This window comes from Bordetella genomosp. 12, assembly GCF_002261355.1.
Taxonomy (GTDB): Bacteria; Pseudomonadota; Gammaproteobacteria; order Burkholderiales; family Burkholderiaceae_B; genus Bordetella.
Genome location: NZ_NEVU01000001.1, coordinates 221,276 through 239,590, shown reverse-complemented (window position 1 = coordinate 239,590; position 18,315 = coordinate 221,276). Strand labels below are relative to the sequence as shown.

General features: G+C 65.7%; 18 protein-coding genes. 6 read left to right on the top strand and 12 right to left on the bottom strand.

Annotated elements, in window-relative coordinates; translation table 11 throughout:
* Positions 1 to 9 precede the first annotated feature (9 nt).
* The gene (locus CAL22_RS01170) at positions 10 to 966 is read left to right on the top strand and encodes a LysR family transcriptional regulator (protein ID WP_208621837.1); all 957 of its coding nucleotides are present in this window, start codon (positions 10 to 12) and stop codon (positions 964 to 966) included.
* Between the two features lie 70 nt (positions 967 to 1,036).
* On the opposite strand, the gene CAL22_RS01165 is transcribed toward CAL22_RS01170, so the two are convergent.
* Positions 1,037 to 2,020 (bottom strand): Bug family tripartite tricarboxylate transporter substrate binding protein, encoded by a 984-nt coding sequence (locus CAL22_RS01165; protein ID WP_094809671.1) that lies wholly within the window; start codon positions 2,018 to 2,020, stop codon positions 1,037 to 1,039.
* 219 nt (positions 2,021 to 2,239) lie between these two features.
* Here CAL22_RS01165 and CAL22_RS01160 point away from each other — a divergent pair, with 219 nt between their 5' ends.
* Positions 2,240 to 2,971 carry an SDR family NAD(P)-dependent oxidoreductase gene (locus CAL22_RS01160; RefSeq protein WP_208621836.1) on the top strand — a complete coding sequence of 244 codons (732 nt, stop codon included), beginning with the start codon at positions 2,240 to 2,242 and terminating at the stop codon, positions 2,969 to 2,971.
* A 113-nt stretch (positions 2,972 to 3,084) separates the two neighbouring features.
* Here the strand turns inward: CAL22_RS01160 and CAL22_RS01155 are convergent, their stop codons facing one another.
* Genes CAL22_RS01155 through CAL22_RS01145 form a run of 3 tightly spaced genes read right to left on the bottom strand, consistent with a single transcriptional unit; the run spans position 3,085 to position 5,349 of the window.
* Positions 3,085 to 4,053 (bottom strand): Bug family tripartite tricarboxylate transporter substrate binding protein, encoded by a 969-nt coding sequence (locus CAL22_RS01155; RefSeq protein WP_094809669.1) that lies wholly within the window; start codon positions 4,051 to 4,053, stop codon positions 3,085 to 3,087.
* Between the two features lie 26 nt (positions 4,054 to 4,079).
* Positions 4,080 to 4,961 (bottom strand): 3-hydroxyisobutyrate dehydrogenase, encoded by an 882-nt coding sequence (gene mmsB / locus CAL22_RS01150; RefSeq protein WP_094809668.1) that lies wholly within the window; start codon positions 4,959 to 4,961, stop codon positions 4,080 to 4,082.
* Between the two features lies 1 nt (position 4,962).
* The gene (locus CAL22_RS01145; protein WP_094809667.1) at positions 4,963 to 5,349 is read right to left on the bottom strand and encodes a carboxymuconolactone decarboxylase family protein; all 387 of its coding nucleotides are present in this window, start codon (positions 5,347 to 5,349) and stop codon (positions 4,963 to 4,965) included.
* A 126-nt stretch (positions 5,350 to 5,475) separates the two neighbouring features.
* Here CAL22_RS01145 and CAL22_RS01140 point away from each other — a divergent pair, with 126 nt between their 5' ends.
* The gene (locus CAL22_RS01140; protein ID WP_094809666.1) at positions 5,476 to 6,378 is read left to right on the top strand and encodes a LysR substrate-binding domain-containing protein; all 903 of its coding nucleotides are present in this window, start codon (positions 5,476 to 5,478) and stop codon (positions 6,376 to 6,378) included.
* 408 nt (positions 6,379 to 6,786) lie between these two features.
* On the opposite strand, the gene CAL22_RS01135 is transcribed toward CAL22_RS01140, so the two are convergent.
* Positions 6,787 to 8,196 carry a PLP-dependent aminotransferase family protein gene (locus tag CAL22_RS01135; protein ID WP_244193749.1) on the bottom strand — a complete coding sequence of 470 codons (1,410 nt, stop codon included), beginning with the start codon at positions 8,194 to 8,196 and terminating at the stop codon, positions 6,787 to 6,789.
* A gap of 208 nt (positions 8,197 to 8,404) precedes the next feature.
* Between CAL22_RS01135 and CAL22_RS01130 the strand changes: the two genes are divergently transcribed.
* A complete protein-coding gene (locus tag CAL22_RS01130; RefSeq protein ID WP_094809665.1) occupies positions 8,405 to 8,590 on the top strand; it encodes a hypothetical protein in 186 nt (61 codons plus the stop codon).
* A 192-nt stretch (positions 8,591 to 8,782) separates the two neighbouring features.
* On the opposite strand, the gene glmS is transcribed toward CAL22_RS01130, so the two are convergent.
* Complete coding sequence (gene glmS, locus CAL22_RS01125) at positions 8,783 to 10,615, bottom strand: glutamine--fructose-6-phosphate transaminase (isomerizing) (RefSeq protein ID WP_094809663.1); 1,833 nt, start codon at positions 10,613 to 10,615, stop codon at positions 8,783 to 8,785.
* Positions 10,616 to 10,762: 147 nt separating this feature from the next.
* Here glmS and CAL22_RS01120 point away from each other — a divergent pair, with 147 nt between their 5' ends.
* Positions 10,763 to 11,284 (top strand): Lrp/AsnC family transcriptional regulator, encoded by a 522-nt coding sequence (locus CAL22_RS01120; RefSeq protein WP_094809661.1) that lies wholly within the window; start codon positions 10,763 to 10,765, stop codon positions 11,282 to 11,284.
* Here the strand turns inward: CAL22_RS01120 and CAL22_RS01115 are convergent, their stop codons facing one another.
* The 6 genes from CAL22_RS01115 to CAL22_RS01090 form a co-directional block, all read right to left on the bottom strand.
* Positions 11,285 to 12,340: a glycosyltransferase family 4 protein gene (locus CAL22_RS01115; protein WP_094809659.1), complete on the bottom strand. Its 1,056-nt coding sequence runs from the start codon at positions 12,338 to 12,340 to the stop codon at positions 11,285 to 11,287. It abuts the gene before it with no gap.
* The gene (locus CAL22_RS01110; protein WP_094809657.1) at positions 12,337 to 13,659 is read right to left on the bottom strand and encodes a UDP-glucose dehydrogenase family protein; all 1,323 of its coding nucleotides are present in this window, start codon (positions 13,657 to 13,659) and stop codon (positions 12,337 to 12,339) included. Before CAL22_RS01110 ends, CAL22_RS01115 begins: the two co-directional genes overlap by 4 nt.
* Before the next feature lie 91 nt (positions 13,660 to 13,750).
* Positions 13,751 to 15,145, bottom strand: coding sequence for an MFS transporter (locus CAL22_RS01105; RefSeq protein WP_094809655.1), 1,395 nt, complete (start codon positions 15,143 to 15,145; stop codon positions 13,751 to 13,753).
* Positions 15,142 to 16,515 (bottom strand): bifunctional UDP-N-acetylglucosamine diphosphorylase/glucosamine-1-phosphate N-acetyltransferase GlmU, encoded by a 1,374-nt coding sequence (gene glmU, locus CAL22_RS01100; RefSeq protein ID WP_094809654.1) that lies wholly within the window; start codon positions 16,513 to 16,515, stop codon positions 15,142 to 15,144. The genes CAL22_RS01105 and glmU overlap by 4 nt, the downstream gene beginning before the upstream one ends.
* A gap of 65 nt (positions 16,516 to 16,580) precedes the next feature.
* Positions 16,581 to 17,339 (bottom strand): PhaM family polyhydroxyalkanoate granule multifunctional regulatory protein, encoded by a 759-nt coding sequence (locus CAL22_RS01095; protein WP_094809652.1) that lies wholly within the window; start codon positions 17,337 to 17,339, stop codon positions 16,581 to 16,583.
* An 11-nt stretch (positions 17,340 to 17,350) separates the two neighbouring features.
* Positions 17,351 to 17,953 carry a glycine zipper 2TM domain-containing protein gene (locus CAL22_RS01090; RefSeq protein WP_094809650.1) on the bottom strand — a complete coding sequence of 201 codons (603 nt, stop codon included), beginning with the start codon at positions 17,951 to 17,953 and terminating at the stop codon, positions 17,351 to 17,353.
* Between the two features lie 127 nt (positions 17,954 to 18,080).
* On the opposite strand from CAL22_RS01090, the gene CAL22_RS01085 reads away from it, so the two are divergent.
* Positions 18,081 to 18,308 (top strand): DUF3717 domain-containing protein, encoded by a 228-nt coding sequence (locus CAL22_RS01085; protein ID WP_094809648.1) that lies wholly within the window; start codon positions 18,081 to 18,083, stop codon positions 18,306 to 18,308.
* The last annotated feature ends 7 nt before the right edge of the window (positions 18,309 to 18,315 follow it).

Here is an 18,315-nt window from a genome sequence, read left to right as displayed (position 1 = left end):
ACATCCCCCATGCCCACCGCCGACGCTTCCTTGGAACGGTTTTTCCGCAGCGGATTGAAGCTGGGGCACCTGCGCATCCTGGTCGCCTTGGCCGAGCTGCGCCAGGTCACCCGCGTGGCGGCCGCCTTTCATGTGACCCAGCCGGCCATCTCCAAGCAGATCGCCGAGATCGAAGAGGCGCTGGGCGCCGCCGTCACACGGCGAGCTGGCAACGCGGTCGAACTGACCAGCATCGGCCAGGTACTGGTCGAACGCGGCCGCGAGATCCTGCGGCAACTGGAACTGGCGCAGCGCGATGTCAGCGCCCTGAGCGCGGGCACGGCCGGCCATGTCCGGCTGGGCGCGGTCGTCACCATCCCGCAGCCCGTCATCGAGCACGCGGTAGAACTGTTTACGCGGCGCGCCCCGACGGCCACCCTGTCCTTTGTCGAATCGACCCTGGACCGGCTGCTCAAGATGATGGACGAAGGCAATCTGGATCTGGCGCTGGGCCGCAACCGCATGGCCGGCACCATCCCCGAAATGCGGCAAGAATCCCTGCACCACGAACCTTTTGTTTTCGTGGTCGGATCGCACCACCCGCTGGGCGGCAGCGATGTGCAAGTCCGGCAGCAGGACCTGCAAGACGCGCGCTGGATCACTCCCATGCGGGCCTCGCCCGCCTTCGCCACCATGGCTCAGGCGCTGGCCGAACAGGGCGTGACACTCGGCCAGCCGGCCATCGAGTCCAGCTCGCTGGCGCTCAATCTATCGCTGCTGCGGCGCGGCGACTATATCTCCATCCTGCCGCTGTCCCTGGCCAGGCGCTACGTGCAGCGCGGCTCCATGCGCGTGCTGCCCCTCGAACCGCTGGCCCCTCTGGGCGAGGCCATTCTCTATTGGCGTGCCGACACCATCACACCCGCCGTCGAACTCTTTGCCGCCTGCCTGCGCGAATCCTCCAGCGAGCGGATCAAACAGCCCTAGCCACAGGCCGGCGCCGGCACGTGCACGCCCGGCATTGCGGGCATTGCGAACGCGCCAAGCATGCCGGTGCTCAGACCGTGACATTGGCCTTGATGATGACTTCCCGCCACTTCTTCTGATCCCGCCGAATGCGTTCGCCCAATTCCTCGGGTGTATCCGACAGAATGGCGTACCCCATCTCGGCGACTCGCGCCTCGGTGGCCGGTTCGGCCAAGGCCTGCCTGAACGCCACGGACAAGGTGCGCACGACCTCGGCCGGCGTACCCGGCGGAGCGAGCACGTAGTTGATGGCCCCGGACTCGAAGCCCGGGACGGTCGCCGCGATAGGGGGAACCTGCGGCAACGCCGGGTGCGGCGCCAGGGTCCCCACACCGAGGGCACGCAAAGTGCCTGCGCGGATGTGCGGCAATACCGTCGAGATCGTGTCTATGGCCAATTGCACGCGGCCCGCCAGCAGATCGTTCATCGCCGGCGCGCTACCCTTGTAGGGAACATGTGTCATCTCGACTTGCGCCATCAGCTTGAACATCTCTCCTGACAGATGCGAGCTGGACCCGGGGCCGGAGCTGGAAAAATTGAGCTGCCCGGGCTGCTTTTTGGCTAGCGCAATAAGCTCGGCAACCGTCCGAGCCGGCACATCGGGATGCACGACCAGGACATTGGGCGCGTCGAACAGCGGCCCCACCGGCACGAAGGCATCCGGCGCGTAGGGGAGGTTCTTGAACAGATACGGGTTGATCAGCTGTGTGCCCGGTGTCGCCATCAACAGGGTGTAGCCATCGGGCGGCGCTTTCGCCACGAAATCCGCCGCGACGACGCCGCCGGCGCCCGGTTTGTTCTCCACGACAAACGGCTGCCCCAGACCCCGACTCAACGGCTCGCTGATGAGCCGCGCGAACGCATCGGAGGCGCCACCGGCCGCAAACGGAACGATGAACCGCAGCGGCCTCTGCGCCGTCCAGTTCGACGCGGCCCGCAACCCTGAAGAGAAAAGGCTCGATCCCAGGGCCGCAACCCCGCCCAAACCCACGCAAAACCCACGTCTTGAAGGCATGTCTGTCTCCTGGCCCGGGGCTATGGTGCCCGCGTCGCCGTGATTGGCCGCACCGCTGCCGGCGCGTGTCGCACTTATGGTAGGCAGCGCCGCGCCCGGCGGCTTACCAGGATAGGCATATCAGGTATGTGCGATTTGATACGAGAGACACACCGGCCACCGGCAAAATGCCAGGGATACGCATGCCTGCCGCTCGCAACCGCGCAAGGAGACAACCCGTTGGGACGCTTTGAAGACAAGCTCATACTGATCACCGGCGCGGCGCATGGGCAAGGGGCGCAAGAGGCCCGGCAATGCATCCAGGAGGGGGCGCAAGTATTTCTGGCCGACATTGACGACGAGACCGGCCACCGTCTGGCTGCCTCGCTGGGGCCCAACGCCCACTATCTCCACCTGGACGTCGCGCAGGAAGCGGACTGGGCGCAAGCCATGGCCGCCATCGCGCGGCTGGGCCCGCTCTATGGCCTGGTGAACAATGCGGCGATTTACCGGCCCCAACCCTTGCTCGATACCTCGCCCGCCGCGTTCGATCTGCATGTCCAGGTGAACCTGCGGGGCAGCTTTCTCGGCTTGCAGTATGGGGCCCGGGCCATGACCCGCTGCGGAGGAGGCTCCATCGTCAACATCTCATCGACCGCGGGTCTGCGTGCCTCGCCCGGGTCCTTTGCATACAGCGCCACCAAGTGGGGGCTGCGGGGCATGACGCTATCGGCGGCGGCCAGCCTGGCGGCCCACGGCATCCGGGTCAACGCGGTATATCCCGGCCCCATCGACACCGATATGCTGAAAATCAAATCCGCGCACGCCCTGGCCGAGCGCGTCAAACGCGTACCGCTGGCGCGCCTGGGCACCTGCGATGAAGTCGCCGCGGCGGTGCTGTTTCTGCTCTCGGCAGACAGCGCCTATATGACCGGCGCCGAGCTGACGGTCGACGGCGGCGCAACGCTCTGACCGGCGCCGCATGAAGGCAGCACGGGGCCTGGAGCCGGTGCGCGCCGGATGCAGGCCCTGCGCCAGCGCTGCGGATCCAGGTGCAGGCGCGCGCCGCGCGCCTGCACGCGGCCTCAGTTCGATAGATCGATGCCGGATGTCTCCACGACCTGCTTCCACTTCTCACTTTCCTTGTGCAGGAAAGCCGAGAACTCGGCCGGCGTGTTGGGGTCGACATACGCCCCCAGCGTCTTGAACTGGGCCTGAAAGGCCGGGCTAGTCACGGCCTTCATGACGGCCGCATTGAGCTTATTCACGATGGCAGGGGGCGTGCCGGCCGGCGCGGCCAGGCCGAAGTAGGAGGAGATCTCGTACTGCGGATAGCCCGATTCGGCAACGGTGGGCAACTCCGGGAAAGCATCGGATCGCTTGGCCCCCGTGACGGCCAGGGCTTTGAGGTCGCCGGTCCGGATCATGGGTGCGGCGGTCGATAGATTGTCGAAGGCCGAGGTGACGTCGCCGGCGCGCACCGCCATCAGCGATGGCCCGCTGCCATTGAACGGCACATGCAATATCTGCGCGCCCGTGGCTTGCCGGAACAGCTCGCCGCCCAGATGCAAGGAAGAACCCACGCCCGGCGAGCCATAAGACACCGCCTTGGGGTTGGCCTTGGAGTACGCCACATAGCCCTTGACGTCGCTGACCGGCAGGTTCTTGTTGACCACCAGCACGTTGGGCACCTGCGCGACCAGCGCGATGGGCGCAAAGCTGTCGAGCGTGTACTTCTGGCCTTTGTACAGATACTGGTTCACGGCCAGGCCGAAGGGCACCATCAGCAGCGTATAGCCGTCCGCCGCGGCGCGCGCCACATAGGTGTGCGCAACATTGCTGTTGGCGCCGGGCTTGTTCTCGACAATGAAAGTCTGTTTGAACTGCTCGGAAAGCTCCTTGGCCAGGGTGCGGGCGAGCAGATCGGTGCTGCCGCCGGCCGCGAAGCCCACCACGATGGATACCGGCTTGGCCGGATAGGTATCCTGCGCCATGACGCTGGAGGCCGTGACGGCCAACGCCACGGCCAGCAGGGTTTTCTTGATGTCGTTCATTGATGTCTCCTGAGCCTGTCGCGGTCTTATGCCGACTTGGCCGATAGAAATTGATAGACGATTCCGTTATCGCGATCGCCCAGCCCGGCATTGGCGCATAGCTGGTACAGATGCGTGGCCGCCCCGCCAAGCACCGTGGCCGCGCCGCTGGCCATGGCCGCTTCCTGCGCCAGCACCATATCCTTGAGCATCAGGCTGGTGGCAAAGCCATTGGTGTAATCGCGGCTGCTGGGAGAGTTTTCGACCAGGCCCGGTACCGGGCAGGTGCGTGTGAGCGCGAACGATTGCGCGCTGCCCGATGCGGCGACCTCGAAGAAGACCCGCTCATCCACGCCCAATTGCCGGGCCAGGACAAAGGCCTCGCTGATCGCAATCTTGATGATGCCCGCGGCCATGTTGTTGCATATCTTGACGGCTTGCCCGTTGCCGGCCGAACCCGCATACACCAGCTTGGAACCCATCACCGCCAGCACATCGCGCATGGCGGTGAATACCGCCTCCTCGCCGCCAATCATAAAAGTGAGCGTGGCGGCCTGGGCCCCGCCCACCCCTCCTGTCACCGGCGCATCCAAGGCCGCCACGCCATGCTCGGCAGCCAGGGCATGCAGTTTGCGCGCGCTGGGCACGCCTATCGTCGAGCAATCGATGATGACCTGTCCCGGCCGCATATGGGGCAGGACCTGGTCCGCGGCCACATCAAGAACGGCCGCGCCATTGGGCAGCATGGTGATGATGATGTCGGCCTCGGCCACCAGCTCCGAAATGGCGCTCGCGACCCGGCCCCCCGCCCGCTCGAAGGCCGGCTTGGCAACGGTGTCAAAGCCAATGACAGGATGCCCCTTGGCCAGCAGGTTCACGGCCATGGGCAAACCCATGGCGCCCAATCCGATGAAGCCGATGCGCTGCATATCAGGCCTTGTCGATCAGGTTCTGCGCGGCCAGCACTTCTTCCGTCGCCCGGAAGGCCTCCACACCGGCCGGCACGCCGCAATAGACCATGGCCTGCAGCAGCACCTCTTTGATCTCGTCGACCGAACATCCGTTGTTCAGCGCGCCAACCACGTGCATCTTCAACTCGGCCCCCTTGCCCAACGCGGTGAGCATGCCCAGCAGAATCAGGCTGCGGGTATGGGCGGGCAGGCCGGGACGACCCCAGATCGCGCCGAAGCAGTAGGTCTCGACCAGTTCGCGGGCGTCGTTATTGAAGGAATTCCGGCCAGCCTCGCGTTTCTCGAAATACGCGTCGCCCAACACCCGGCGCAGCACCTCGCGGCCGTTTTTTTGCAGGTCACTCATGTCGTCTCCTCGTTGCAGCCTGGGTATCCGGCTACCTGGCGGCTATTCTATGAACGATGCAGCGGATGCAGATATGCGATTAACACTGCGGGTATAGCTGCAAGACATAGACCCTCAAGGACGACAATGAAATTCAAGCTGCGCCATATGGAAGTCTTCCGGGCGGTGATGCTCACCGGCTCGACCAGCGGCGCCGCCCGTATGCTCTTCGTTTCCCAACCCGTGGTCAGCCGCACCCTGGCCAATATCGAAAGCAGCCTCGGCCTGGCACTGTTCGAGCGCAAGGGCGGCGCCTTGCTGCCCACGGACAACGCCCGGGTCATCTTTCGCGAGGTCGACGATCTCTATGGCGCCGCCGCCCGCATCGATGGGCTGGTCGAAAACCTGAAAGGACACCGGCAAGAGCGCATCAGTTTCTCCAGCAGCCCGGCGCTAGGCCTGCGCGTCGTGCCCCGGGCGATCAAACGCTACCTCGCGACACAGCCGCCGGCTGCCTTCTCCTACAAAACCAGTCTGATCAAAGAGATGCCGGCGGATCTATTGGGCAAGGTGGTCGATTTTTCCTTGTCGATCTGGCCCATCGACCATCCCAACCTGCGTTGCACACCCTTGTTCGACGGCAAGATTTGCCTGGCCGTACCCAAAGGGCATCCGCTTGCGCGCAGCGCCATGATCAAGCTGGGCGACCTGACCGGCCTGCCCTTGATCCTCTACCAGCAGGACATGCCCATCGGTGCCCTGATACGCAAACACTTGCGCGCCGCCGGCGTGGAAGACTCGCCCCTGGTCGAGATCAACCGCTCGGAACAAGCATGCGCCTTGGTGCATGAAGGGGTGGGGGTCGCACTGGTCAATGAGCTGTGCGTCGACGAAGAACTATGGAGCGGCCTGGTCGTGCGGCCGGTAGACCTGGAATTCCCCGTGGCCGTCTACCTGATCACCTCGGCGTTCGAGTCGCTGCGCTCAGGGTGCGAGACGTTCCTGCAATTGCTGGTGCGCCAGCAGGCCGAAGCGATTGCGGCACGCTAGCGCACATGGGCGCGCAGGCAAGCCTTGCTTAGAACGTGTCGCGCAACTGGGCGAAAACGTTGCGCGGTGCGCCGCAGAAGACGGAGTTGTCGCCGACCAGCAGCTGATGCGGGCGGCCGAGCAGGCGATAGGGCCGAAAGCCTGAAAGCCGACACTGTTCGCATGCGAATCGGTATTGAAACGGCTGGCGCCACCGGTGTAGCGGCCATGACCGACGCGTGTCCACATCGGCCAAGGCACTACGCATGCGCGAGATCCGTGGGCGCGAACGATAGTTGCGATGCGCGATACCCGCAAAGACGCGCGCCGTATCCTGCGTGCGCCAGGCCCATTGGCCCGCCGCGTTGGCCGAACGCGGGAAGCAGACTCGCGGGTCAGCGCGACGCGCAGGCGCAACGGCTGCGTCGCTCAGACAACGGGGAACACCCGCCGGGCGAGATCGCCCTTGAGCAAGGCCGCCAGGCAGTCCAGGCCGTGCGCCAGGCGCGCTCGGTCCAGCGCCCCGCCCAAAGACACCCGCAGCGCCATGGGGCTGGCCGGTCCGGCGGCAAACGAACCCGAGTCCGTGACGCTCACGCCCTGTTGCAGCGCGGTTTGCGTCAACCGGTAGAGGTCGATATCGCGCGGCAGCTGCAGCCAGAGGTGCAGCCCGTTGGGGTCGGCCTGAATGGGGCCCGGCAGAATCGACGCGGCGATGGCCTGACGATGCCGCAGCTCTTCCTTGACCTGCGCCAGCCATTGCAGGGCCGTGCCTGACTCGATCCAGGCCGACGCCATCTCCGTCATCCACGCCGCGGGCATCAGCGCCAAGGAACGCAGAGCATCCAGAACCGGGCTCAGCGGCTCGCCGCCAGGCACCACCAGGTAGGCGGTCCGCAACCCCGGCGCCATGCACTTGGACAGCGTGGATACGTAGTACACCGGCGCCGATGGCGTCTGCGCGGCCAGCGAGAACATCGTGCTCGGCGCCTGTTCGGCCAAGCGCCAATAGGGATCATCCTCGATCACGGGCAGCGCGTACTTCTGCGCCACCCGCAGCAGCGCGGCACGCCGCTCGAGCGATAACGTCAGCGTGGTCGGGTTCTGAATCGTCGGGTTCAGATACAGCATGGCGGGGCGATGCTGCTCGCACACCCGCTCGAGATCGGCCGGATCCATGCCATGCGCGTCCGACTTCACCCCGATCGCCTGCCGCTGCAACAAGCGGGCCGCGGCCAGAAAACCCGGATACGTCAGGGCATCACAGGCGATGGCGTCTGCGGACTGGCTCTTGGCAAGCAGCAGCGCGGCAATGGCGCTCTGCGCGCCCGGACACACCACGACCCGCTCGCTGTCCGTCTCACCGATCATCGGCCGCAACCATTGCGCGCCGGCCTGCCGATGCCGCTGGGCCCCCGCGCCCACGTGATAACTCATCAAATCCATGCCGTCCGCGGCCGCCTGCGCCGCGCCGCTGGCCTGCGCCAGCATCTGCGAAAATGCCGCACTGCCGAGCAAGGGCGGGATATTCATGCCCAGATCGATCGTCGCTCCGCTGCCGGCTCCGGAGTAGGCCACATACGTTCCGCCCGCGCCCTGCGCTTCCAGCATACCTTGCTGGCGAACTTCGGCATAGGCGCGCGTGACCGTCGTCAGGTCCACGCCCAGGGTCTGGGCAAGTTCGCGCTGCGGGGGCAGGCGGTCGCCCGGCCGCAGCACCCCGTCCTCCACCGCCGTCAGGATTTGCGTGGCGATCTGCCTATAGCGCGCGCCCGCGCCCGCGACCAGCGGCCGCACCCAGGACAGATTGGCTTTCTTCAAACGGGGGGAGAGAGGCATGCGCTATCTTTATGTAGGGATTTTTGTTGCTTTTCGCACGACATTTAGCCATACAAATTTGCTGTTTCAACTACTTGTATGGATTTTAGCGGTATTATCTGCCAACTTGTAGGGAGTATACCGCTCCCCGAACCGGGTCCCCGTGCCGGCAAACCCGCCTGCGCGGCCCCCGCCGCCGGCCTGCCCGAGCCTGACCCGCAAGCAATAAATGAAGCTGCCGCCGCAGCGCTTTGAGGAAATAATGGATTTCTGGATCCCCGTCGTCTTCGGTACGTTCAAACTCCTCGTGCTGGCCGTATGTATGTTCTTTGCCATCAAGTCGCACCGCGACGGAGAAAAGCGGGAAAAGGCCAGGCAAAAAGAGCTGGAAAACGAATCGTCCCGGGCCTCCTGAACGCCCCCGGGCTCAAGGGTGCCGCGGCACCGCTTGGGCGCAGCCCAGCCTCGACGCGCATATGAACGAGGGCCGCTTACGCGGCCCTCGTTCTTGGGTCATCCCGAGATGGCAGGCAGAGGGGAAGCGCTCGGACTCAGTCCACGCGCCCGGCTTACCGCTTCGCTATCCTCTGCCCCCCGGTCTGCTACCTCACTCCACCGTCACGCTCTTGGCCAGATTGCGCGGTTTGTCCACGTCGGTGCCCCGCACGCAGGCCGTGTGATAAGCCAGCAACTGCAGCGGGATGGTGTGCAGGATGGGCGAGAGCACGCCGTAATACTCCGGCATACGAATGACGTGCATGCCTTCTTCGTTGACGATCTTGCTGTCGGAGTCCGCAAAGACATACAGCTCGCCGCCGCGCGCGCGCACTTCCTGCATGTTGGATTTCAGCTTTTCCAGCAGCGCGTCCTTCGGGGCGATGGTGACGACCGGCATGTGCTCGGTCACCAGGGCCAGGGGGCCGTGCTTGAGTTCGCCGGCCGGGTAGGCTTCGGCGTGGATGTAGCTGATTTCCTTGAGCTTGAGCGCGCCTTCCAGGGCGATGGGGTAATGCATGCCCCGGCCCAGGAACAAGGCGTTTTCCTTGGTGGCGAAGCGGTCCGCCCAGGCCATGATCTGTGGCTCGAGCGCCAGTACCGAGCTGATGGCCGCCGGCAGGTGGCGCAAGGCTTTGAGGTAATCGGCCTGCTGCTGCTCGGAGAGCAGCCCGCGGGTCTGCGCCAGCGCCAGGGTCAGCAGAAAGAGGGCGGTGAGCTGGGTGGTGAAGGCCTTGGTCGAGGCCACGCCGATTTCGACACCGGCGCGGGTGATATAGGAGAGCTCGCACTCACGCACCATGGCGCTGGTGGCCACGTTGCAGATGGTCAGGGTGTGCGGCATGCCCAGCGACCGTGCGTGCTTGAGCGCGGCCAGGGTGTCGGCCGTCTCGCCCGATTGCGAAATGGTGACCACCAGCGTCTTGGGGTCGGGCACGCTGTCGCGATAACGGTATTCGCTGGCGATTTCGACCGCCACCGGGATCTTGGCGATGGACTCGATCCAGTACTTGGCGGTCAGGCCGGCGTAGTAGCTGGTGCCGCAGGCCAGAATCAGCAGGCGGTCGATGTCCTTGAAGACTTTGAAGGCGGCGTCGCCGAAAAGCTCGGGCGTGATGCTTTCGATGTCCTGCAAGGTGTCGCCCACGGCGCGGGGCTGCTCGAAGATTTCCTTCTGCATGAAGTGCCGGTAGGGGCCGAGTTCGGCCGCGCCGGTATGCACTTGCACGGTGTTGACCTTGCGCTCGACCGGCTTGCCGTCGTGGTCGGTGATCCACACGCGGGCCAGTTGCAGGTCAACGACATCGCCGTCTTCCAGATAGATGATCTGATCGGTGGTGCCGGCCAGGGCCAAGGCATCGGAAGCGAGGAAGTTCTCGCCCTTGCCCACCCCCACGACCAGGGGCGAGCCCTGGCGTGCGCCGACCACACGATGCGGTTCGTCGCGGCAGAACACGGCGATGGCATAGGCGCCATGCAGCCGCTTGACGGCCTGCTGCACGGCGTCGAACAGGTCGCCGTTGTACAAATGATTGACCAGGTGCGCGATGACTTCGGTATCGGTCTGGCTTTCGAAAACAAAGCCCACCTGCTGCAGTTCGGTGCGCAGTTCGGCGTAGTTCTCGATGATGCCGTTGTGGACCAGCGCGATGCGCGGCTCGTCCTTGCCCAGCGCCGAGAAGTGCGGGTGGGCGTTGTAGGTGGCGGGCACGCCGTGCGTGGCCCAGCGGGTGTGGGCGATACCGGTAAAGCCGGCCAGGCCTTCCTGGGCGACCTGCTCGGCCAATTCGGAGACACGCTGGGTGCTGCGGGTGCGGCGCAGGTGCCCGTCCATATAGACGGCGACACCGCAGGAGTCATAGCCGCGATATTCCAGACGGCGCAGGCCTTCGACCAGCACCGGAGTGATGTCGCGCTGGGCGACGGCGCCAACAATACCGCACATGAGCGTAGCTCCTTAAAAGATAGTGTGCGCATTGTGCGCGCAGCGAAGAGAAATTAGATTTCTATATTCTCGATAATCTGAAAGTTTATTTTTTTACAAATAGGTGATTAAATATTCTTTCTTGGTCTACCAATTGTTGAAATATAAATGCATAACAACCGGGATTTGGCCGCCGCGGCACCCGAAGCATTCGTGCTGGACGATCTGGATCGACGCATCCTGGAACAACTGCAACGCGACAGCGCCCTGACCAATCAGGAATTGGCCCTGCGCGTGCATGCGTCGCCGCCCACCTGCCTGCGCCGGGTGCGCCGCCTGACCGAGACCGGCGTCATCGCGCGCCAGGTGGCGCTGCTCGACGCGGGCCGCCTGGGCAGTTCGCTGACGGCTATTGTGGAGATTACGCTGGATGTGCAGGCGGCGGAACGCCTGGACGAATTCGAACAATTGATGCTGGCCGAGCCGGCCGTGCTGCAGTGCTATCGGGTGTCGCCCGGACCAGACTTTGTGGTCATCGTGCTGGTCCGCGACATGCCGGCCTATCACGCGCTGGCGCACCGTGCCTTTACCGCGCACGCCAATGTGCGCAATGTGCGCACGTTTTTCTCGGTGCACCGGGCCAAATTCGACACCCGGGTGGCGTTGCCGCCGGCCGCGCCGGCAGCCTGATCAGCGCAGCAGGCGCTCGAACTCCGCCAGATAGCGCCGGCCCATCTCGGTGACGTCGTGCTCGGTGCGCACGTAGTCATACGCGCGTTGCGTGACCTCGGCCCGGAAAGCCGCATCGTCCAGGCAGCGCGCCATGCCGGCCGCCATGGCGTGGTGGTCGCCCACCGCCACCAGAACGCCGCGCCCCTCGGCCAGGCTTTCCTTCAAACCACCGGCATCGGTGGAAACCACCGGAACACGCTGCAAAAAGGCATCCAGCACGCTGCTGCCCAAGGCCTCTTCGCACGAGGCCATGACGAAGACATCCATGATGCTGTAGAAGTCTTCCACCCCTTTGCGAAAGCCGGTGAACAGATAGACGTCTTCAATGCCCAGCTTCTGGACTTCGGCGCGTGCCTCGGCCTCGCGGTCGCCGCCCGCCCCAAAGTGCAGAAAGACAAAGTCGCGCCGCTGACGCGCCAGTTCGCCCACGGCACGCACCAGCGTCACGGGATCCTTGTCGCGGATGAGTGCGGCGGAGGTCGCCAGCACCTTGCGGCCCGTGAGCCGGAACTCCTCGACCAGGCTGGCCACGTTGGCCGGGTCGACCTCATGCGGCTCGACGGCACTGCGGATGATCACGGGCTGAAGGCCCAGGCGGCGCGGTTCGCTGGCGGCCATGTCACTGATGGCGACCAGCAGATCCACATGCCGCCACTTGAAGCCAGTCTTCCATTCCTCGCCCGGCTCGACGACGAAGGACGTGCGCCGCGAGAACACGACCGGGCGGCGATGCACGGGTTTGGTGAGCACGGCCCAGGTATTGGTGTTGGCCGTCTGCGAATGCAGCAGATCGAAGTCGCGGCCGTGCCGCGCCAGGAAAGCCAATTGGCCCGGCACGTTGCGCACGCCATGCGTCTTGAAACCCTCGCTGCGGGCGCGCGCCTGTAGCGGCCCGCCCTCGCGGCACAGGATCTCGACGTCGTGGCCGGCTTGACGGAATGCGCGCATGCAGTAAAGCGTCTGCCGCTCGCCGCCGCGCCAGCCTTTCTCGAAGTTCAGTTGCAGAATCTTCATGCGCGCCCGATGCCCTGGTACTCGAAACCTTGTTCGCGCATCTCCGCCGGTATCCACAGATTGCGGCCGTCGATGATGAGGGCGCGTTTGAGCAGCTGTTTGACGCGCTCGAAGTCGGGCGCGCGAAAGACCTTCCACTCGGTCGCGATGAGCAGGCCATCGGCGCCGTCCAGCGCCTCGTACATATCGGCCGTCATGGTCACGCCCGGATTGCCGGCCAACAGCGGACGCGCCTGCTCCATGGCCACCGGATCGAAAGCGCGCACCTGCGCGCCGCGCTGGGTGAGGTCGGCGATGATGCTCAGGCTGGGGGCCTCGCGCATATCGTCCGTATTGGGCTTGAAGGCCAGGCCCCAGAGCGCGAAGCGGCGGCCGCTCAGGTCGTCGCCATAAATGGCGCGCACTTTCTCGGCCAGCCGCAGTTTCTGGCGCTCGTTGGCGGCTTCCACCGCGCGGATGACCTGCATGGACTCGCCCTGCTCGGCGCCGGTGCGCACCAGCGCCTGCACATCCTTCGGAAAGCACGAGCCGCCATAGCCCACGCCCGGGTAGAGAAACTGATAGCCGATGCGCGGGTCCGCGCCGATGCCGCGCCGCACCTGTTCGATGTCGGCGCCGAGTTTCTCGGCCAGATTGGCCATTTCATTCATGAAGGAGATGCGCGTGGCCAGCATGGCATTGGCCGCGTACTTGGCCAGTTCTGCCGAGCGGATATCCATCACCATCAAACGCTCATGGGTGCGCTGAAAGGGCGCGTAGATGCGGCGCATCACGTCGATGGCGTGCGCATCGTCGGCGCCCACGATGATGCGGTCCGGGCTCATGAAGTCGGCAATGGCCGCGCCTTCCTTGAGAAACTCGGGGTTGGACGCCACCGAGAAGGACAGCGCCACCCCGCGCCGGGCCAACTCGTCGGCCATGACGGCGCGCACCTTGTCCGCCGTGCCCACGGGCACGGTCGACTTGTCCACCACCACCTTGGGCGCGGTCATGTGGCGCGCCACATTGCGCGCGGCGGCCAGCACATATTGCAGGTCGGCCGAGCCGTCCTCGCCAGGCGGCGTGCCCACGGCGATGAACTGTACGCTGCCGAAGGCCACGCTCTGGACCACGTCGTCCGTGAAATGCAGGCGTCCGCCCGCCACATTGCGGCGGACCAGTTCTTCCAGGCCCGGCTCGTAGATGGGAATGTGGCCCAGGCGCAACTGGGCGATCTTGTCGGCGTTGGTGTCCAGGCACATGACTTCATTGCCCATATCCGCCAGGCAGGCGCCCGACACCAAGCCCACGTAGCCGGTTCCTATGACCGTGATTTTCATGCGCGCAGCCTCGTAATTCCTCGCGCCTCCCAAGGAGGCGCTTCCGGCTGCCATTATAGAAGCCGGCCCGCGATAAGCTGGGCCGGCCTGCTCAGCGCTGCGGCAGACCGATGCGCTTGGCGATGCGCACCGAGTTCACCACGATGGCCAGGCTGGCGCAGACCGCCGCGGCGATCAACCCCAGGGTGGGGCCGTGCGCGGCGCTCAGGCCAAAGGCAATGGCCACCAGGGCCGTGCCGAAACTCTGGCCGAATACCCGGGTCGTGGCCTGCAAGCCGCCGGCCGCGCCGCTGCGATGCCGGGGCGCGGCGGCCAGCATGGCGCGGTTGTTGGGGGTCTGGAAAAACCCGAAGCCCACGCCGGCCACGAACATGCCCACCATCAGGCGCGCATTGGAGGCATCCAGCGGCGAACACACCAGCCACAGCAGCCCCGCCACCATGGCGCCGGCGCCGACGCAGGACAACACGGCAGCCGAATAGCGATCCGACAGAAAGCCGGCCACCGGCGCGATCAGGCCTGTGCCCAGCGGCCAGGCCGCCATCAACAGGCCGACCTCCAGATGGGGCCGCCCCAGAATGTGCTGGAAGTAAAAAGGCAGCGCCACATAGGAGGACATCTGCGCCGCGAACGTGCTGGCCGATGCCATGACGGCAAACCCCACCGTCCGGATGCGCAGCAAATCGATAGGCACCAGCGGCGCGGTCTGCCCCCAGCTGCGGCGCACCAGCAACAGCCCGGTGACGATGGACAGGGCGATCAGGCCCAGGCTGCGCAGCGGATCCTGCGCCAGCGAATCCACGCCGGAAATGAAACTGCCCAGCGTCACCATGGACAGCAGCGCCGAGAAGTAATCCATGCGCGCCGTATTGCGCGGCACTTCGGGCAGAAAGCGCAGCCCCATCATGAGCAGGATGCCGATGGGCAGGTTGACGGCGAAAATCCAGCGCCAGTCGGCCACACTCAGGATGAAAGAGCCTATCGTCGGCCCCAGCACCGACATCAAGGCCACGGTCGTGGCGTTGATGCTGATGCCCCGGCCCAGCAGGCTCGTGGGATAGATATTGCGTACCAACCCGCCGAACATACACATCATCGTGGCCGCGCCGATGCCCTGCACCATGCGCGCCAGGCTCAGCTGCAATAGCGAGCCGGACAAGGCACAGGCCAGCGACGCCAGGGTGAACAGCGCCAGGCCGATGGTGAACATGCGGCGAAAGCCGATGCGCTCGGCCAGCGCCGACATGGGCAGCAACATGGTGACCACCGCCAGGTTGTAGGCGTTGAGCACCCACACGGCCGCCGACGGCGGCGCGTTCAGGTCGCCGGCGATGGTCGGCAAGGCGACGTTGGCGATCGTCGCGTCGAGCACCGACAGGCTCATCCCCACCACCACGGTCGCGGCGGCGTAATACCGCTGTGGAACGGGTAGACCGTCTGGCGTGCTCTTGCCCGGGGCGGCGTCTACGGCCGCAACCGGGCTCACGATTTCTTGACTGGACGCTTCCAGCCTGCCACCGTCGTCTGGCGCGTGCGCGACAGGGTCAAGGCATCGGCCGGCGCATCACGCGTGAGCGTGGTGCCCGCGCCCAAGGTCGCGCCCCGGCCCACACGCACCGGCGCCACAAGCTGGGTATCCGAGCCGATGAACACATCATCCTCGACGACGGTGCGGTGCTTGTTCACGCCATCGTAGTTGCAGGTAATGGTGCCGGCGCCGACGTTGACGCGCGCGCCGATATCGGCATCACCGATATAGGCCAGATGGTTGGCCTTGCTGCCTTCGCCCAGCACCGCGTTTTTGACTTCGACAAAATTGCCGACATGCACGCCCGCGGCCAGATCGGCGCCCGGACGCAGCCGCGCGTAAGGGCCCAGACGGGCATCCGCGCCGACTTTGGCCTGCTGCAGATGGCTATAGGCCTCCACGTGCGTACCCGCCGCGATCTCGACGTCGCGCAAGACGCAGTGCGGGCCCACCCGCACGCCGTCGCCCAGCGTGACCTTGCCTTCGAAAACGCAACCCACATCGATGTAGACGTCACGGCCGCAGGACAGCGTGCCGCGCTGATCGAAACGGGCCGGGTCGGCCAGCGTCACGCCGGCTTCGAGCTGGCGGCGCGCCAGCTCATGCTGCCAGCGGCGCTCCAGCTCGGCCTGCTGCACACGGCTGTTCACGCCCAGGGTCTCCCAGTTGGCGCCGGGATGCGCGGCATGCACGGGCACGCCATCGGCCACGGCCAGACCGATGATGTCCGTCAGGTAGTACTCGCCTTGGGCATTGTTGTTGTCGATACGGGAGAGCCAGTCTTTCAGTTTGGCCGTCGGCGCCACGAGGATGCCGGTATTGACCTCCTGGATGGCGCGCTCGGCGTCGGTGGCGTCTTTGTGCTCGACGATGCGGGCGATCTGGCCCTGCGCATCGCGCACGATGCGCCCGTAGCCGGTGGCATCGGCCAGCACTTCGGTCAGCACCGCCACGCCCTGTCCGCGCGCCTGCATCAGGCGGCGCAAGGTCTCGGGCTGCACCAGCGGCACATCGCCGTAGAGCACCAGCGTTGCATCATCGGCGCCATCGCCGTCGGTCAATTGGGGCACGGCCTGTTGTACGGCGTGGCCGGTGCCCTGCTGCGGCCGCTGCAAGGCAAAACTCAGGCCCGCTTCCGCGGCGTAGGCGGCCTCGACACGCTCGGCGCCATGGCCGACCACGACGATGATGCGCGCCGGATCGAGTTGGCGGGCGCTATCCAGCACGTGGCTGAGCATGGAGCGCCCGGCCAGGGTATGCAGCACCTTGGGCAGATCGGACTGCATGCGTTTGCCCAGTCCGGCTGCGAGAATCACGACATTAAGCATAGAAGACATACTCTTGAAAATGACACGGGCGCCAGGGCGCCCGTACTCAGGCCTGCGGGGCGCGCCTAGCTGGCGCGCGTGGACTTGCGGGCGACCTTGCTGGCCGCGCGAGCGCGGCCGGCAGCGGCCGCCGGCTTGGCGGGATCGGTTTTGGCGGGTTTGGCGGCCTTGCGCGGCGCGGCCTTCTTGGGCGCGGCCGAGGCAGGCTTGGCCGCCGGCGCGCTCTCGGCGCCCCCCGCAGCGGCCTGGGCCATGGCATCCATGCCGGGCATCATGGCCGGCAGGCTGGCCGCCGTGGCTGCGGCAATCTGGCTGAACTGCTGATTCAGCAATTCCCACCAGGCCTGCGACGCCGATTGAGCCGCCGCATTCACGCGCTCGGATCCGGCAGCTTCGGCGCCGTCAGCCGCGGCGCTCGCCTCGGGCTTGGCCGGTTTGTCGGCCTTGGCGGGCCGCAGACCCAGGGCGACTTCCAGCGGGGAGGGGTCGCCCTCGCTGCCGGCAGCCGAACCCGAAGCCGAGCCCACGAAGGAACGTAGCGTGGCGATGGTGGCGCGCTGCACCTCCATGCCCTGGATGGAGCTGGACAGCATCTGCAGATTCAGGCGCAGCCAACCCTCGACCGTACGCAATTCGGCGATACGGCGCTCCAGGTCTTCGAGATTCATGGGGGGCGTCAAGGGCAGGCTCTGGCCCAGCCCGCCTGGGCCCGCCAGACTTGCCCAGGCCTGGCGCATCATTTCCATGCTGGCCAGCAAGGGATTGCCGGAGAGATCGGTGTCCTGGCCCATGCCAGGCAGGACGAAGGGGTTGGAATCGGTCATTCGGTCTCCGGTCAGCGCGGCAGCAATTGATTGTTTTCGACACGGACGGCAGCGCCCTGGCCATAGGCAAACGGCTGGGCGCTGTGAAACAGGCGCGTGCTGCCGTCGGCCATGCGCACGGTCAACTCATATTGGGTCACGGTGTCTTGCTGCCTAATATTACGCTCGACTTCCCGCCCTGCCAAAGCGCCGCCCACCGCGCCCAGCACGGTCAGCGCGTCCTTGCCATGGCCGCCGCCGAACTGATTGCCCACCACACCGCCCACCACACCGCCGGCCACCGTGCCGATGATGTGATTGCTGCTGTCGCGCTTGGGCACCTGGACCTGGCGCAGCGATTCGACCACGCCGCAGGTGGGGCAGGCCGGCGCGGGGCTGGCCGCCGGCTGGCTGCGCGGCGCCGCGGGGGCCAGGTTGGCGGCTTCGGGACCGCTGTTGGCGGCTTGTTCGGCGCTCATGGCAGCACCCTGCGGGACGCCGTCCTGGGCGGGACTGCGCGGCAGCCAACCCAGAATGGCCGCCACGCCGACAGCGCACAGCACGATGACCGCCACCGCTGCGGTGGCAAACAAAGGGTGGATCCGGCGCGTGCCGGTCGAACTCTGGGCGTTCATGGTGGCTCTCCTTGCAGACTCGACGGACCGTTGTATAGCACCCGGCCGCCATTTCGGCTTATTGCTATGGTGACGCTTTGCAAAGCCTTCCCGATGGACAGAAAACGGCATTCTGGGACAATGAGGCATGGATACCGTCATCCCGCTCAACAGCCTCGAACAAGCCATCAACTATTGGCGCAATCTGCGGCCTGCCCAAGGAGAAGAGGCTCGATTGTGCGCCGAAGCCGCGGCCCTGGCCACGCCTTACGCCATGATGATCATGGCGCGGCGCCAGACGCTGGGCTTAGATGAGCTGGGCCCCTCGGCCCGCCAGGCATACGACGCGTGGCGCGCCGCCATGCAAACGCCTTGAGCCCGGC